Origin of the sequence: Bacillus sp. P14.5, assembly GCF_003316765.1 — a bacterium.
Taxonomy (GTDB): domain Bacteria; phylum Bacillota; class Bacilli; order Bacillales; family Bacillaceae_B; genus Rossellomorea.
The window spans coordinates 38,299-55,001 of sequence record NZ_NIJF01000015.1 but is presented as its reverse complement, the minus strand read 5'-3'; the positions used below and the strand labels follow the sequence as shown (position 1 = coordinate 55,001).

11 protein-coding genes and 1 other RNA gene are annotated in these 16,703 nt (G+C 43.6%); 11 read left to right on the top strand and 1 reads right to left on the bottom strand.

The genetic code is table 11. The features are described from left to right. Positions 1-17 precede the first annotated feature (17 nt). From rnr to ssrA, 3 genes are all read left to right on the top strand, one after another. Positions 18-2,348, top strand: a complete 2,331-nt coding sequence (rnr, locus tag B9Z54_RS01890) for a ribonuclease R (RefSeq protein ID WP_113926843.1) — start codon at positions 18-20, stop codon at positions 2,346-2,348. A gap of 286 nt (positions 2,349-2,634) precedes the next feature. Continuing rightward, positions 2,635-3,108 carry an SsrA-binding protein SmpB gene (smpB, locus tag B9Z54_RS01885; RefSeq protein ID WP_113926842.1) on the top strand — a complete coding sequence of 158 codons (474 nt, stop codon included), beginning with the start codon at positions 2,635-2,637 and terminating at the stop codon, positions 3,106-3,108. A gap of 185 nt (positions 3,109-3,293) precedes the next feature. Next, positions 3,294-3,633: a transfer-messenger RNA gene (ssrA, locus tag B9Z54_RS01880) on the top strand. A gap of 63 nt (positions 3,634-3,696) precedes the next feature. Here ssrA and B9Z54_RS26040 read toward each other — a convergent pair. Further along, positions 3,697-3,831 (bottom strand): hypothetical protein, encoded by a 135-nt coding sequence (locus tag B9Z54_RS26040; protein ID WP_275887770.1) that lies wholly within the window; start codon positions 3,829-3,831, stop codon positions 3,697-3,699. Between the two features lie 764 nt (positions 3,832-4,595). On the opposite strand from B9Z54_RS26040, the gene B9Z54_RS01875 reads away from it, so the two are divergent. The 8 genes from B9Z54_RS01875 to esaA all read left to right on the top strand — a co-directional run bounded on the left by B9Z54_RS01875 (position 4,596) and on the right by esaA (position 16,666). Next, a complete protein-coding gene (locus tag B9Z54_RS01875) occupies positions 4,596-5,651 on the top strand; it encodes a phosphatidylglycerol lysyltransferase domain-containing protein (protein WP_113926841.1) in 1,056 nt (351 codons plus the stop codon). A 23-nt stretch (positions 5,652-5,674) separates the two neighbouring features. Beyond that, positions 5,675-5,992, top strand: a complete 318-nt coding sequence (locus B9Z54_RS01870) for an MGMT family protein (protein WP_113926840.1) — start codon at positions 5,675-5,677, stop codon at positions 5,990-5,992. 296 nt (positions 5,993-6,288) lie between these two features. Then, on the top strand, positions 6,289-6,645 hold the full coding sequence (locus B9Z54_RS01865) for a YwqH-like family protein (protein ID WP_113926839.1): 357 nt from the start codon (positions 6,289-6,291) through the stop codon (positions 6,643-6,645). A 585-nt stretch (positions 6,646-7,230) separates the two neighbouring features. Next, positions 7,231-7,524, top strand: coding sequence for a WXG100 family type VII secretion target (locus B9Z54_RS01860; protein ID WP_113926838.1), 294 nt, complete (start codon positions 7,231-7,233; stop codon positions 7,522-7,524). Positions 7,525-7,604: 80 nt separating this feature from the next. Continuing rightward, positions 7,605-7,844, top strand: coding sequence for an ESX secretion system protein YukD (gene yukD / locus B9Z54_RS01855; RefSeq protein ID WP_113926872.1), 240 nt, complete (start codon positions 7,605-7,607; stop codon positions 7,842-7,844). Positions 7,845-7,858: 14 nt separating this feature from the next. Continuing rightward, positions 7,859-9,151: a type VII secretion protein EssB gene (gene essB, locus B9Z54_RS01850; protein ID WP_162785051.1), complete on the top strand. Its 1,293-nt coding sequence runs from the start codon at positions 7,859-7,861 to the stop codon at positions 9,149-9,151. Between the two features lie 22 nt (positions 9,152-9,173). Next, a complete protein-coding gene (essC, locus tag B9Z54_RS01845) occupies positions 9,174-13,634 on the top strand; it encodes a type VII secretion protein EssC (RefSeq protein WP_113926836.1) in 4,461 nt (1,486 codons plus the stop codon). Further along, the gene (gene esaA, locus B9Z54_RS01840) at positions 13,631-16,666 is read left to right on the top strand and encodes a type VII secretion protein EsaA (RefSeq protein ID WP_113926835.1); all 3,036 of its coding nucleotides are present in this window, start codon (positions 13,631-13,633) and stop codon (positions 16,664-16,666) included. The genes essC and esaA overlap by 4 nt, the downstream gene beginning before the upstream one ends. Positions 16,667-16,703: the final 37 nt, after the last annotated feature.

Here is a 16,703-nt window from a genome sequence, read left to right as displayed (position 1 = left end):
CTTAGGAGGGTTAAAAAATGGATGATTCTATTCGCGGAAAGATAGATAAGCTTCTTTCTTATATGAAAGATGAAGCTTATAAGCCATTGACGGTGCAGGAGCTGGAAGAAGCTTTCGGGATTGAAGGCTCTTCCAATTTTAAAGATTTTGTAAAAGCACTTGTCATCATGGAGGAAAAAGGACTTGTTGTCCGCACACGCAGCAACCGCTACGGCTTGCCGGAGAAAATGAATCTTATCCGTGGGAAATTATCGGGTCATGCGAAAGGGTTCGCTTTTGTACTTCCTGACGAACCGGGATTAGATGACATTTTTATTCCGCCAAATGAAACTAATAATGCCATGAATGGCGATATCGTGCTGGCGAGGGTATCCTCTGAAACTTCAGGAAGCAGACGAGAAGGTTCGATTGTCCGTATTTTGGAAAGAGGCGTGTCACAGGTCGTCGGAACCTACACGGAAAGCAAGCATTTCGGTTTTGTAATCCCTGATGACAAGAAGTTCTCCAGTGATATTTTTATTCCGAAATCAGCCAACATGGGAGCTGTTGAAGGACATAAGGTAGTCGTCAAACTGACTTCCTATCCTGAAGGCCGCAAAAGCGCGGAAGGAGAAGTCACGGAAATACTGGGCCATAAAAATGACCCTGGTGTGGACATCCTTTCTGTTATCCACAAGCACGGAATCACGGTTGAATTTCCAGATGAAGTGATGGAGCAGGCCAATAATGTACCTGACGAAATTGATCCATCCGAACTGGAAAACCGCCGTGATCTTCGTGAAGAAACCATTGTCACCATCGATGGAGCTGATGCGAAGGACCTTGACGATGCGGTAACCGTGAAAAAGCTGGACAATGGGAATTACAAGCTCGGCGTATATATCGCGGATGTCAGCTACTATGTGACGGAAGGCTCCCCGATCGACCAGGAAGCCTTTGAAAGAGGAACAAGTGTGTACTTAGTGGACCGGGTAATCCCTATGATCCCGCACCGCCTTTCAAATGGAATCTGTTCCTTGAACCCTAAAGTCGATCGTTTGACTCTAGGCTGTGAAATGGAAATCAACGCACAGGGGGAAGTGGTCAAGCACGAAATCTTCCAGAGCGTCATCAAAACGACAGAGCGTATGACTTATTCCGATGTAAACAAGATCCTTGTGGATAAAGATGAAAATGTTCGTGAACGTTACGAGCCGATCGTCCCGATGTTCGAACAAATGGAAGACCTTGCACAGATTCTGAGGGAAAAACGGATGACACGCGGCGCCATCGATTTTGATTTTAAAGAATCAAAGGTGCTGGTGGATGATGAAGGCAAGCCAACGGATGTTGTGTTAAGGACCCGTTCGGTGGCAGAGCGTCTTATCGAGGAATTCATGCTTGTGGCGAATGAAACGGTTGCTGAGCATTTCCATTGGATGGATGTTCCTTTCATCTACCGTATCCATGAAGATCCAAAAGAAGAAAAGCTGCAAAAATTCTTTGAATTTATCACGAACTTTGGATTATTTGTCAGAGGAACAGCCAATTCCGTCCACCCGCGTGCCCTTCAGGAAATCGTCGAGGCAGTGGAAGGGAAGCCGGAGGAAGTGGTAGTGTCCACTATGATGCTTCGTTCCATGCAGCAGGCGAAATATTATGCTGAGAGCCTTGGGCATTTTGGGCTTTCAACACAGTACTACACTCATTTCACATCGCCGATCCGCCGTTATCCGGACTTAATCGTTCACCGTCTGATCAGGACTTACCTGATAGAAGGCAAGGTGGATGAAAGCACAAGGGCGAAATGGGCAGCACTGATGGATGAAATCGCTGATCATACTTCAAGCCGTGAACGCCGCGCGGTTGACGCGGAACGTGAAACGGATGAACTGAAGAAAGCAGAGTACATGCTTGATAAGGTTGGAGAAGAATATGAAGGAATTATCTCCTCTGTCACCAACTTTGGTATGTTCGTCGAGCTTTCCAATACGATCGAAGGCCTTGTCCATGTGAGCTACATGACAGATGACTATTATCGCTTTGATGAAAGATCCATGGCGATGATCGGGGAAAGAACGGCAAATGTATTCCGTATCGGAGACGAAATCACCATCCGTGTCGTGAATGTCAACAAAGATGAACGTGCCATCGATTTTGAAATCGTCGGAATGATAAGCAACCAGAGACCTCGTGAAGAGCGTCCGACCGTTGTCAGAACCAGGCAGAAGGACCGCAATGGCAGCGAAAAGCCGAAGAAGGATTCTGGAGAATGGTCAACGCGGCCTCCGCAGAACAAGAAGAAAAAAGGCAGTAAGAAATTTGAGAATGCACCAAGAAGCAAAAGGAAGCCGAAGAAACGCAAATAAGTCATTAAGGAGAAAAGAGTCTATCTTTTCTCCTTAAATTATCATCATTATGTGTCAGACTGATTGAAAATGTTCGCATTGAATGCGCGAGACTTTCGAGGAGCGGATTTACCTAGAAGGTAATGAGCACGGAGAAAGCGAGCGTTTGCCAACAGTCTGGAGGAGAAAAGAGCATTTCTTTTCTCCTTTGCTTTCAGCTAGTATAATGGTCTATACTATTGTAAAATGACGCCGGTAACCATAGAGAGAATCTCCGGCCGATCCAGAGAAAGAGGGGGAAGCTCCAATGCCAAAGGGTGAAGGAAAGTTAATCGCACAGAATAAAAAAGCGCGACATGATTTTGCCGTTGAAGAAACATATGAAGCAGGACTTGTCCTGCAAGGAACTGAAATCAAGGCGATCAGGGCCGGACGGGTGAACCTGAAAGATTCGTTTGCCAGAATCCAGCAGGGTGAAGTGTTTGTCCATAATATGCACATCAGCCCATACGAGCAGGGTAACCGCTATAATCACGAACCGCTCAGGACGAGAAAGCTGCTGCTTCACAAAAAGCAGATATCCCAGCTGATCGGACAAACAAAAGAAGCGGGATATTCACTGGTACCGTTGAAGCTCTATATTAAGAACGGAGTCGCCAAGCTTTTGATCGGTCTCGCTAAAGGTAAAAAGAAATTTGATAAGCGTGAAGACCTGAAAAGGAAAGATGCGAATCGCACCATCCAGCGTGAGCTTGCTCAAAGGCAGAAAGGGAATTACTGATTAACGTAATTTACCATGAGCCTATTCATTGCAAAATACCGCAGATTTGTTATAATAAGAATTGTCGCAAGGTAATCAAGCGGCAGCAAGGACAACTGAATAAGTAACCGAGCACAACTTATTCTGCCCGTTCTTCCCTTAGTTTTTTTCGTTAACGCGAAAATAACCAACTAACATGGGGACGTTACGGATTCGACAGGGATAGTTCGAGCTTGAGTTGCGAGCCGTGGGGATCGTCCACGATAAAACGTCAACGCCAATAATAACTGGCAAATCTAACAACAACTTCGCTTTAGCAGCGTAAGCTAGCTTAGCGGTTCCTCCCTCCATCGCCCATGTGGTAGGGTAAGGGACTCACTTTCAGTGGGCTACGCCGGATTCCACCGTCTGAGGATGAAGGAAGAGATTAATCAGACTAGCTGCACGGACGCCCGTCGATAGGCAGATGTTGCAGCGAACTCGCGAATGTATCGACTACGCTCGTAGACGCTTAAGTGGCGATATGTCTGGACGTGGGTTCGATTAATTATTAGTCGCCTTGTATGGCAACATACAAGTGAAAATTTGGCTTTATCGGTGAAACCTAAGTCACTTTGGTGATAAGGCAATGCCGAGCGGTATGTGGAGCAATCCAACAGCCGTGTATCGACTCATAGGCTGCCCGAGCGGCAGTACTAGGATGCGGATTCCTGCCTGATGTTCAGGTAAAATTACAGTTCGCATAATACGCCAAAGGACCTTATCCATAAGGTTCAAGATATAGTCAGTGCCATGACGAAAGCATGGAACAGCGCGTCCCACCGTCTCCACCAAATACATATTTGGTGGTTTTTATTTTCAAAATTTCAACTTACCATATAAAATCAATCTTTTAAAAACCATTAACTGCTTAGTAAGCAGTTGATGGTTTTTTTATTAGCACAAGACAAAAAGCAATCTAAGACGCTCTCCTGCGATTTAAGGAACCCCATGCGTTGATTTCCCGGTTCTCAACAGTCCGTGAATTGGAGTTGCAGTCCATTATACGTTAGTTCTCTAGATTCCAACGGCCCGTATACTAGGTTTTCGGTCCAACATCTGATGTTTATCTAGATCTCAACGGCCTGTAAACTGGAATTGCGGTCCAACATCCTATGGTTTTTTAGATCTCAACGGCCCGTAAACTGGATTTGCGGTCCAACATCCGGTGGTTTTTAGATCTCAATGGCCCGTAAACTGGAATTGCGGTCCAACATCCGGTGGTTTTCTAGATTTCAACGGCCCGTAAATTGGGTTTGTAGTCCAACATCCGGTGGTTTTCTTAGATCTCAACGGCCCGTAAATTGGATTTGCGGTCCACTATCCGGTGACTCACTCTTCCTCAATGCCCCGCAAACAAGGATTACAACAATTATTGGCTGAATTTTAAAAAACATTCACCAAAAATTCTTCAATCAACCAGTCCCCTGTATGGTATTATTTAATTATTGTTATCAGGAGGCCGGTACATGTACATCAAACTTTTTAATTCCTTAATGACGACCGCCAAAAGGACGAGGAATGAAATCCCTTCATGTAACTTAGAAGGTCATATTGCCAGAATGACTTCCCTTTTGCAGGAAAAAGGCGGAAATCATTTGACGCATTTAACCTACCTAAAAGATAAAGAAGTATTTTGGAACGAAGATCAAACTGTGTTTATTTTATATAAACGTTTTGCCAATAAATTGATTGTACTGGGTGATCCGGTGGGAGAAGAGGCTCATATTCATCAAGCCATCAAAGAATTCTCTGACCATGGCAGGGATAGAGGTTTGAAGCCTGTATTTTATCAGATCAGCCCGAAGTATATGCAGCATTACCATGATTCAGGGTACAGGTTCGTCAAGCTTGGAGAAGAGGGAATTGTCAATCTCCGGCTTTTCACCACAGAGGGAAAAAAGAATGGCAAGCTAAGGACAAGTTTGAATAAGTTAAGCAGGAATGGTTATTTCTTTAATGTAGTCCAGCCCCCTTTTTCGGAGGGAGTGCTTTCCGAAATCACTGCCGTTTCAAGCATGTGGCTGGGTGATCAAAAGGAAAAGGGCTTTTCGGTGGCCGCCTTTAGCGAGGAATACGTTTCCCGCTTTCCTGTTGCCATGATAAGGGATTCCCAAGGTAAGTTAATTGCATTTGCGACGCTGCCGACCAACTACAAAGGCACCATCAGCATCGACTTGATGAGAAAAGTGGCTGACAGTCCCAATGGCACGATGGATGCTTTGTTTGTCCATATCTTCAATTGGGCAAAGAGTAATGGTTATCAGGCTTGCAGTTTAGGGATGTCCCCGCTTTCAAATGTGGGGAACTGCCACCATTCCTTCATGACTGAAAAACTTATACATTTAGCTTACCTTCATGGCAATTCCCTCTATAACTTCAGAGGGCTAAGGGAGTTTAAAGATAAGTTCTCCACAGATTGGGAGCCTAAGTATCTGGCATACAAAAAGACTGCTCTTCCCATTGCATTCGTTCAATTGCTTCTGCTGATCAATCAGAACCAGCAAGCGAAGAGCCACCGATAAAAAATGAGCGAAAGGATGTTTTCGTGACACCTTTTACAGAAGCTGTTATTAGAATCATCAAAAGCATCCCTGCAGGAAAAGTCATGACCTATGGGCAGATTGCGGGTTTGGCTGGAAGTCCGCGGGCTGCCCGCCAGGTCGTCAGGATTCTCCATTCCATGAGCAGAAAACATCAGCTTCCCTGGCACCGGGTCATCAATGCCAAAGGCCGGATTGCCCTTGATGGGGAGTCTTTTGAAGAACAGCGGTTGAATTTGGAGATGGAGGGAGTCGAAACCGGACCAGATGGAAAAATCAATCTGGAACGATTTCAATGGACCCCTGAAAATAGTAAAACGTAATGGACACCTTCAAAATGAGGGTGTCTATTTATTTGCAAAATGGGAGGTCTCTTAAAAAGTTCCTATCAATGGAAAAAGTTCATTAATTTAGGTTTAATTTCCATCAAGTTGTGCTACTTAAGAATGAGATTATTAAATTCATTAAGGATAAAAAACAAATTAATAGGAATAAACAACCACTTGCTTCAGGAAAAAATAAACAATTTTGATCATATTGTCACTATATCAACCATGCTATAGTTAAAAAGATTGGAAATTTTATCAAGAAATCATTAAATCAAGTGAGGTGAAGGTTCTTGTCATTATTTTATTATTATGGATTGTTAAGGGAAAAGCGTGATCAGCTTCAAAGGCTCCAGGATTGCAGCAGCAAATTGCAAGGAAACCAGCAGGAATTTTCTGTTTATAGGGAAAGAATTACAAACCCTGAGCTCTCAGCTTCTACCTGGCGGGGCAGTCTTGCCGATAAATTCGATGAAATAAGGCTTCAAGGAATGCTTCATTACTTTACAGATATTGAAACGACCCAGTTTAGTGAAGTGTTTTCAATGTTGAACAGCAAGATGCAAAGCTTGAATTATGAAATACAGGCGGTTGAATACACAATAGACAGACTTCAAGCTGAAGAAAGAGCAAAAGCTGATAAAAATTAGGAAGATAAATTCAGGGGGGTGTCTTGTGTGGTCAGTGAAATCACCGACGCCCGGCAGGCAGCGGGGGAAGTATTAATACAAGAAATCACCAGAGCTTTCGAACAAGTAATAAGAATCACCAGCTTGTACATTAGGATGGAATATCTGCTCCTGCCAAGTTTCGGTTGCAGCAATACCCCTCTCTGCTAAAAAAGTCTATATTTTCAATAAAAAAGGTTTATAGAAGTAAAAATAAGGATATAAAGTAAGGACTTGTAACTAATGGGTCATTTAGACAAGGTGTGTCCTCATTAAAAAACCTCAAGTTCATTATCATACTATCAACCTATCACCCTATTAGGGTAATTATGCCAAATGACCCTGCGGTTAATAAATACAGTAGTCATATAGTTTCCTTTTTCAGGGAAAAATTGAGTTTGGATAGGTGTTTGTAATACTATATTAATGAATGTATGGAAACAATTGTCTTTATTTTTGGAAGAAAACGGATTACATAGGTTTTAAGAATCTGTTTTTCTTGTCTGGGTATTCTGATATGAAATAGATGATTACCACCAACATTTGTGAAAAGGGAGATGATTTAATATGTCAGGAATTATTCGCGTTACCCCAGCAGAATTGATCAGTATGTCCAATCGTTACACTAGTGAGAGCAGCCAGGTAGGAGAGCAGATTTCACGTTTGGATAATATGATATCCGAACTTGAAGGCATGTGGGAAGGTGAATCCAGCCGTGCTTTCGCTGAACAATACCAGACACTTCGTCCTTCATTCCTGCAAATGCAGCAGCTGCTCGAAGACATCTCAATGCAATTGAACAGCACAGCCAAGTCTCTTGAAGACGCAGATGCTCAAATTGCAAACCAAATCCGGGGTTAATATCATTCCGGCACATTTTAAACATGAAGGAGCGCTTCCCGTTATTCTGGGCGCTCCTTCCTTATGAGGTGAACCTTGAAATGTATATAGAACTCACGATTGACCTTGAACGTTACGATGGGAGCTGCTTTGATCTCAGGTTATCAAACTACCATACTGTGAAAAAAATGGTTGACCTTGTGTGGCAGACTCAAAAGGTGGCATATGAGCCAAGGGAAGGTAATTGGATCCGCGTGGTGAATAAAAGGAAAGTGATTCCCGGGAGCATCCGGCTGATGGATGCAGGGATTCGTTCTGGAGACCGTATTGAAATTTTATGAAGGAGACCAGGCAAATGTCACAAAAAAAAGGATCATATCTGCAAGAGAAACTGGAAGCGGTAGTTCATAAAGAAAAAGATAAGATGACATTGATCTTTCAAAAAGAAAAGATACGACTGGATGACATCAGCGAGATCAGCATCCTGAAAAATATAGAACCGGCAATACGAAAAGAAATTTTTATGAAAAATGATGAATTACATATTGAAAATACCATACCAGATACATTTTCTTTTCCTTCCCGATTAAAGGTGAACGAAAAGGAGCGGTTAATATGCGCCTATCAACTGGTTCAAAAAGTACAGAGCCATAAGCTGTCACGCCTCCACCTTATTGTCTGTCCGGAAAACATTGTATTCGATCAAGGGTTGACCCCCCACTTTATCCATTATGGGGTAAAGGAAAGTCTGCCTCCTTATGAAAAAGAAGCTGATCTCTTGTTAATGGAGACCAAAGCTTCAGCGGCTGCTATCGTGGATAGGCAGTATACATTTGAAGAATACAAGAATTACAATGCGACTTTAAAATTACCGGCCATCACCAAAGAGATTTTGGAGGCTGACAGCTTTGACCGTCTCGGTGAAGTAATCAATCAATTTATAAAAGAAGCGAAACAATCGGATTCCCTTCTTATGTCCGTGAGCAAGAAAAAGTGGAAACTGAACCGGTATATCATGCTGGCAGTATCTTTATTGTTAATCCCAGCCCTTGTTTATTCTATTTATTCTCTATTCTTCATGTTTCCAAAGCAAGAAAGGGTAGTGGCGGCCCAGGAGAGTTTCCTGCTCAATAAGTACAGTGATGTGGTTACGGAACTTCAATCTTACGAGATTGATGAAATCCCGAAAGTCACACAATATCAGCTTGCATTATCCTATATCATTAATGAATCTTTGACAGAGGAACAAAAAGAGAATGTACGAAACACCGTGTCTCTTCAATCTGATCCCCTCTATTATGAATATTGGATCAATATCGGAAGAGGAAAGGCGAAGGAAGCATTGGAAGCCGCCAGGTTCTTGGAGGACCGGGATTTAATTATGTTTGGCCTTCTTAAGTACCGTGAGCAGGTAAAGGCAGACAGTGATCTTGATAGTGAAGAACGCCAGCAGGCAATAGGTGAAATTGAAAGTGAGCTGGCAGAGTATGAAGAAGAAATGGAAGCACTTGAAGATGATGAATCACTGCCTGAAGAAACAATAGAAGAAACAGAAACGGAAGAGCAGGAAGCATCGCAGCCAGAACCTGCAGCTGCAGATGAGGAAGCCTCCCAACCTGAAGCAGATGATAAGAAGAAAACGGACTAACAAATGAACAGGGGGTTAACCTATGTATGCCCTATGGATATTTCACGATCACTACTATCAATCGATCATGATCGGGAATCAGAATGAAAAAATCACTATAGGACCGGGGCTGGAGGATTCCATTACGATTTTCTCAATACCCTCATCTATCCTTGTAGAAGATGCAGGAGATGCTGTCCTGCTGTATCAAGATGGAAAAGAAGCGATTGAGCTTGAACAAGGCCGAAGACAGTCACTGCTGGCAGGTGATAAAGAATTACATATCATACTCACTTCATATCCGGCAGAACCGAAAACCTATTACATCGGCCATAAAGAAGAGATCAGTATTTCTTCCGGGGACCCGCTGGCAGCCATTCATATTAAAACCAATGATTCTTTGAAGAGTTCTTTTTTATTGTATAAAAATGATGGGGATAAATGGGTGATGGATGCGAAAGGTGCCTCTTCACTCTATCACAACGGACATCTGGCAAAAGGGAAAATGGAGCTTACGGTTGGGGATATCTTATTTTACCCTTTCATAGCCATTACCCTTACAGAAAACGACCTAATCGAGATACATAGCTTAGAAGACTATCAAACGGAATTAGTGGAGTCAGTGCGGCCGACCTCAGAAATGCAGAAAAAGTATCCCAATTACCGGCGGACACCCAGAATGGTTTACGAACTGCCAGAGGAAAAGGTCCAGCTGTCCTTTCCAAGCCAGGAATCAAGTGATTCCAATCGCAGCCTGTGGCTGATAATCCTCCCTCCGCTGATGATGCTGCTCGTCATGGGAATCGTCGCCCTTGTAATACCAAGGGGAATCTTCATCATCATTTCAATGGTGATGTTTACAACGACGCTGGTTACATCGACCGTGCAGTTCTTTAAAGATAAAAGAAATAGAAAACAATCGAAGGAAAGAAGAACACGCATCTATACTCAATATTTAGAAAGCAAAAGAAATGAACTTCATGAGCTTGCAGAGAAACAGTCAGAGGTCCTGCACTTTCATTTTCCTTCCTATGAAAGAATGAAGTATCTTACAGAGCAGCTGTCCGGCAGGCTTTGGGAAAGAGCGATTGAAAGTCCGGATTTCCTTCAGTTCCGATTAGGCAGGGGGACACTGCCTGCCAGCTACAGTATCTCAGTGAATTCTTCCGACTTATCCAACCGGGAAATGGATGAGTTGATGGAAGAGTCGCAGAGATTGGAAAGGGCCTACCGTGAAATCGATCACCTGCCCGTGACGGCGGATCTCCACAAAGGGGCTGTCGGATTAATTGGTAAGGAATCCGTTTATAAAAATGAGATTCATCAGTTAATCGGCCAATTGGCTTTTTTCCACAGTTATCATGATGTAAGGTTTATCTTCATTTTCCATGAGGAGGAATACAAGGACTGGGAATGGATGAAATGGCTTCCGCACTTTCAACTGCCGCAGTCATTTGCTAAAGGGTTTATCTATAACGAAAAAACAAGGGATCAAATCCTTTCTTCCATATACGAAGTCCTTCGTGAACGGGATATTGATGAGGACTCGGAGAAGGTGCGTTTCGCTCCTCATTATGTTTTTATCATCACAAACCATCAATTGATATCTGAACATGTGATCCTGCAGTATCTTGAAGGAGAGTATGCCCATCTGGGGATGTCTGTCATCTTTGCAGCAGAAGCAAAAGAAAGTTTATCGGATAATGTTCATACCCTGGTCCGTTATATCAATGACAGCGAAGGGGATATTCTGATCCAGGACAAGAAAGCCGTCAGGATCCCTTTCCGGATGGATGAGTTCAGCAGCGCTGGGAATGAAAAGTATGCCAGGACACTGCGTACACTCAATCATCAAGTCGGGATGACGAACTCTATCCCGGAAAGCGTATCCTTTCTGGAAATGCTCAAGGTCAAGGATGTTGACCAGCTTCCGATCGAAGAGAACTGGATGTCCAGAGAGTCGGCTAAGTCGCTGGCTGTCCCCGTAGGACTGAAAGGGAAGGAAGACCTTGTCGAACTGAACTTGCATGAAAAGGCGCATGGTCCCCATGGGCTTCTGGCGGGGACCACGGGTTCAGGTAAGAGTGAATTTTTACAAACGTATATTCTTTCCTTAGCTGTCCATTTCCACCCACATGAAGTAGCATTCCTGCTGATCGATTACAAGGGCGGGGGAATGGCCCAGCCATTTAAGGATATGCCTCACTTATTAGGGACGATCACCAATATTGAAGGAAGCAAGAACTTCAGTTCACGGGCACTTGCCTCCATAAAGAGTGAATTGAAAAGGAGGCAGCGCTTGTTTGACCGTTATGGAGTCAGTCATATTAATGACTACACGCGGCTCTATAAACAAGCGAAAACAGAAGAGCCTCTTCCGCACCTCTTCCTAATCTCTGATGAATTTGCGGAGTTAAAAAGTGAAGAGCCTGATTTCATCAAGGAATTGGTCAGTGCAGCTCGTATAGGACGAAGCTTGGGTGTCCACCTCATTTTAGCAACCCAGAAGCCTGGAGGCGTTATTGATAACCAAATATGGAGTAATGCCAGGTTCAGGGTCGCATTGAAAGTGCAAAACACAGAGGACAGCCGCGAAATCCTCAAAAATGGCGATGCAGCATCTCTTACAGTGACGGGCAGAGGATACCTGCAGGTTGGAAACAATGAAGTATATGACTTGTTCCAATCTGCCTGGAGCGGTGCCCCATACCAGGAGGAGTCGTTTGAAGCAGAAGATGAAGTCGCGATTGTCACAGATTTGGGATTGATTCCAATATCCGAAGTTGCGGCAAAGCCTGGCAGTCAAAAAGAATTGGTCAGTGAAATCGACGCGGTTGTTGATCGCATCGAAGCGCTGGAGAAGCAGCTGAACTTGAAAAGGTTGTCCAGTCCATGGCTGCCTCCTCTGTCCAATCGAATATACCGTAAAGGCTATGCTCAGATGGAAGAGAATAAGATCCTGCTGGCCATGGTTGATGAACCGGAGAAGCAGAGCCAGACCCCTTATCACTATGAGGTGGTTGAAGACGGAAACGTCGGTGTTTTTGGGTCATCAGGTTACGGCAAGACCCAAACGCTCATCACCATATTGATGGGAATGGCTGCGCAGTTTACTCCGGAAGAGATTCATTATTACCTTCTCGACTTTGGAAACGGCGGTTTATTGCCATTAAGGCAATTGCCGCATACAGCTGATTACTTCATGATTGACGAGGAGAGGAAAATCGAGAAGTTCGTCGGAATATTGGATGATGAAATAGCACGAAGAAAGCAGCTGTTCCAAAAGCAGGAAGTCAGTTCCATCAAAATGTACAATACTGTTAGTGAAAAGAAGCTTCCTCTCTTATTTGTGACCATTGATAATTTCGATCTGGTCAAAGAGGAAATGCAGGAGCTTGAAACTGAAATCAATCAGTTTGCGCGGGACGGACAGTCACTGGGGATTTATATGTTCTTTACAGCAACACGTGTGAATTCTATCCGCCAGTCTTTAATGAATAATCTCAAAACCAAGGTCGTCCATTATTTAATGGACAGTTCAGAAGCCTACACGATGCTTGGAAGATTGCCTTTTACTCCTGAAGCCATTCCGGGAAGGGCGATTGTAAAGAAGGATACGGCGTATTTCTCCCAAGTTTTCCTTCCATCAGAAGGAAAGGATGACTTTGAACAGTTAAATCTATTAAAAGAGGATATTCAGTTACTGAATGATAAGTACAAAGGATCGGCATCACCAAAGCCGGTACCTATGCTTCCTGCAGAGCTGACGATGATTAACTTCACCCAATACACCGGTGCGGGAAGACAGGAAGGTTTGCTGCCAATTGGATTGGATGAAGAATCTGTCAGCCCTGTACATGTAAACTTCAGAAAGACAAAGCACTGCCTGGTATTGGGGCAGGCGCAAAAAGGGAAGACGAATGTTTTAAAGGTTTTGGCTAATACAGCTCTCCTTCAGGAAAGTGAGCATGTAGCCATCTTTGATTCCATTGACAGAGGATTATCGAATCTGATGAGGGAAGAGAAGGTTGTTTATATGGAAAACAAAGAACACATAACCATGTGGCTTAACAGGGTGGATGAACTGTTCAGTTCCCGGGAAGAACAATATAACTTATCTGTTCAAAAGGGAAGTCCTCTGCCATCTTTCTTACCAGTCATGCTGCTTGTCGATGGTTATGCCAGGTTCCTGCAAAACCTTGATCCATTATTGCAGGACAGGATTGTCAGGTGCATGAAGAATTACAGCCATCTAGGTTTTTGTGTGGTTGTATCCGGCAGCAACAGTGAGCTGACGAAGGGTTATGATGCTTTAACAGTGGAGTTGAAGCAAATCCGTCAAGCTATTGTACTGATGAAAAAATCGGAACAAACCCTATTCACACTCAGCTATGACCGAAGAGAGCCGGAAATTCAGCCGGGCTTTGGATATTATGTAGAAAACGGAAAAGAAGCAAAAATTCAAATACCGCTTATGGTAACAGAAAGGAAAGTACACGCATGACAGAGAAAGTAAGCCTGTTTAAACTTTTATTAGCCGTCATGATGATTCTTGCAACTCCTCTTCTCTTCTTTCGTTCGGTAGGGGAAAACCCCTTGGAAGTAAAAGAAAACGCTACCCAGTCCATTGCCATTGTGAATGAAGATGCAGGCACTGAAGTGGACGGCCAGCAGCTGGCATTTGGAGGGGATGCAGCGTCCCTGCTTGAGGATGGATCTTCCTTTGAATGGTCGGTTGTAGGCCGAAGTGCAGGTGAAAACGGCCTGCAAAGTTCTAAATACGATGCCGTCGTTTACATCCCTTCTGATTTTTCAGGCAAAGTAATGACTTATAATGAAGAAAGACCTGAAAAAACCAACCTAAACTATAAGGTTCAAGCACAGCTCAATGCTGTGAATAAAGAAAAAGTTTTGCTGGAGATTGAAAGGGCTACAAAAAGGGTCAATCAGAAAATGTCCTCTCTTTATTGGAATTACGTCTCAGCCGATATGGAAAATATCCGGGATGAATTTGATGAGATTTTACAAAAGGAACAGGCTTTTCAAACGACAATGCTGTCTTTCTACAAACCAAGCTCAAAAGATCTAGCAGGCCAGATCGAACAGCAAACGTCCATGCTGGCAAATCTGCAAAATTCGATACAGCAGGCTGACAGCCGCACGCCGGAACAAGAGAATACAATGGAATCCTTTCAACAAAGCCTTTCCAGTTTTGTTGAATATGTCGATCAATACAGGGAATATCAGGATAACCAGAAAACATTACTGGCCGATATTCAAGCTCAATCTGTACAGATGATCAACGAGTCTACACAAAACCAACAGCCGCGTTACTTGAAAACGAAGTCACTGTTCACTGATCAAAGTGAGGCTTTAACAGCAGGCCTGACCCAGGTAAACAGCAGCATGGAGAGTAATCAGGAGCTATTAACGAATTTACAGCAACGTAGATTCGAAGAGGTTGATAGACAAGTTGAAGATTTTTATTCCTTCCAGGAACGGGTGCTGACCTTCTACCAGCAATTGCAGGACACCACCGCGTTAAATAATCTTCAAGGAAATATTTTTGAACTCAACAATAAGCTGGCTGAAGGAGACGGAAAGATTTTTGACCCTCCGCCAGTTCCGGATCCTCCTAATCCGCCGGAAGAGGGAGAAGAAACGGATGCTCAGCCGGTCGTCATCTCAGCACAAGAAGTTGAAACCGAGCCCGGTGAAACGGAGGAACCAGGAGAACCAAGTGATCCACCGCCGGCACCAGTGAATTTGGACCAGGAAATAAGTGATCTAAAAGCTATTTCTGCGGACATCAATATTATAAAAGAAACACTCACTAATTTAACCGAACTGACTCCTGAAGCCATAACCACAGCTGTTAAGGATGTTATAGGCATCAATGAACGAATTAGTAAAGTCCGGGAGCAGCTGGAAGCAAAAAATGATACAAGAGAAAACCCTCTTCAGGCAGTTGTGGATGAGTTGCTTAGAGAAATATCCGTGTTGGAAGAAAAAACACTGACACTTCAAGAGGAAAAACAGACACTTCTCAATACAATAGATGGATTGACAGAAGATATAGAAAAGCTGACCACCTATATTCAGGAGTTGGAAGATTATAGTGAGAGTCTGCAAGAAACGAATGAGGCATTAACGAAGGAATTGGAAATGTTCTCTGACAACATCAGGAACATTGGCGCGGCTATCGAGGAGAAAGAAAATGCGATCCTGAATTCAGCTGCTCTATCCCAAAACAGATATAACACTTTATCTGGTTATTTTGCCCGCGGAATCAATAATTATAAACTTATGGATCTACTAAAATATTACTCTTATCTTGATCGATATGAGTCAGTCCTGAATGGGATGCTGACTGAAAATGGCGTCAAGGCTGCTGTTCTGCAAGATGAAGAGTTGAAAAATGAAGTAAATGAAATCCTGAAGGTGACACAGGCTGAGCAAACTGAGTGGGATCTCTTAAATACCTCATTACCTGATTCGGAGGATGCGTTGAATACCCTTCAAGATTCCTTCACTGTCTTTGCTGCAGAGTACAATCAAACTCTTGATGACCAGCAGACACAGCTTTCAGAGAGCCTGACTGCCATCAATCAGGAGGCAGAGAATGTACTGAATCGGATTCAGCAGCCTGAGCAAGCGGCTCCGACTCCGGCTTCTGGTTTAACAGGTCCTGACTTAGTTGGAAACCAGCAGCAGATCGGAAGTGAAATTAAGACCATCCACTCCTTCCTGGATACTGTAAGCGAAAGTCAGAATACTATTGTTTCTTATACAGAAGAACTTCGCTCGAATATCACCAATGTGCAAAGTGATGCTGATACACTGAATAATAAGTGGGCTGCGAATGTAGCCTCTACACAATTGATCCATGATGATGTCTTCAGTGTTCTGGGGAACGCTTTCGTAGACGGACAATCCAATGGGTATGTCTATGATTTCTTAACGAACCCGCTGAATGTGAAGGGAGATGTCCCGGAAGAGAAGAAAGCGAGTGTTCTTCCTCCGGTTGTTGTCTTGTTCATCGTCCTGTTATCGAGCTTGCTTATTGGATATACAAGTTATTACTTCCATAATGCGCCGCTCTGGATTCAAGGAGTGATTTTCCTGCTTCTGAACTTAATAGTAGGATTTATCATAAGCCTGTATGGACTGGATATCTATCCGTTGGTGGAATCCCGATCGGTTGAGTGGACGATCTTTACCATTCTTCTCTTATTGGCAGGTTCAGGGCTGGTAAGGGTAGCGTTCGCGGCTCATCGCCTATTAGGATGGTTCGTCTCGGTAGGTCTCATCGTTCTGTTTGTGACACCATTGCTTGCTTTGACGACGCCTAACTTCAATTTCAAAGACCCTATGTCCACTGTCTATATGTCCATTCAATACGGAACGGAATCCTTATTCAGTGAAGCTTCAATTGTATTAGGGTTAATCGTAATAGGGCTTGTTGCAGTCCAGATGCTATTGAATAAAAAGGCTGGCAGACAGTCTGATGAGGAAACGGAAGCATATGAGGGCTAAGCTCTTTGTTATCCAGATTCTTATAGGGGTGTTGTTG

What these genes read in the sequence shown, in the direction of transcription:
- esaA (WP_113926835.1), top strand. Translation starts at nt 13,631, where the DNA reads ATGACAGAGAAAGTAAGCCTGTTTAAACTTTTATTAGCCGTCATGATG.
- essC (WP_113926836.1), top strand. Translation starts at nt 9,174, where the DNA reads ATGTATGCCCTATGGATATTTCACGATCACTACTATCAATCGATCATG.
- yukD (WP_113926872.1), top strand. Translation starts at nt 7,605, where the DNA reads ATGTATATAGAACTCACGATTGACCTTGAACGTTACGATGGGAGCTGC.
- smpB (WP_113926842.1), top strand. Translation starts at nt 2,635, where the DNA reads ATGCCAAAGGGTGAAGGAAAGTTAATCGCACAGAATAAAAAAGCGCGA.
- B9Z54_RS01860 (WP_113926838.1), top strand. Translation starts at nt 7,231, where the DNA reads ATGTCAGGAATTATTCGCGTTACCCCAGCAGAATTGATCAGTATGTCC.
- B9Z54_RS01875 (WP_113926841.1), top strand. Translation starts at nt 4,596, where the DNA reads ATGTACATCAAACTTTTTAATTCCTTAATGACGACCGCCAAAAGGACG.
- rnr (WP_113926843.1), top strand. Translation starts at nt 18, where the DNA reads ATGGATGATTCTATTCGCGGAAAGATAGATAAGCTTCTTTCTTATATG.
- B9Z54_RS26040 (WP_275887770.1), bottom strand. Translation starts at nt 3,831, where the DNA reads ATGCGAACTGTAATTTTACCTGAACATCAGGCAGGAATCCGCATCCTA.
- essB (WP_162785051.1), top strand. Translation starts at nt 7,859, where the DNA reads ATGTCACAAAAAAAAGGATCATATCTGCAAGAGAAACTGGAAGCGGTA.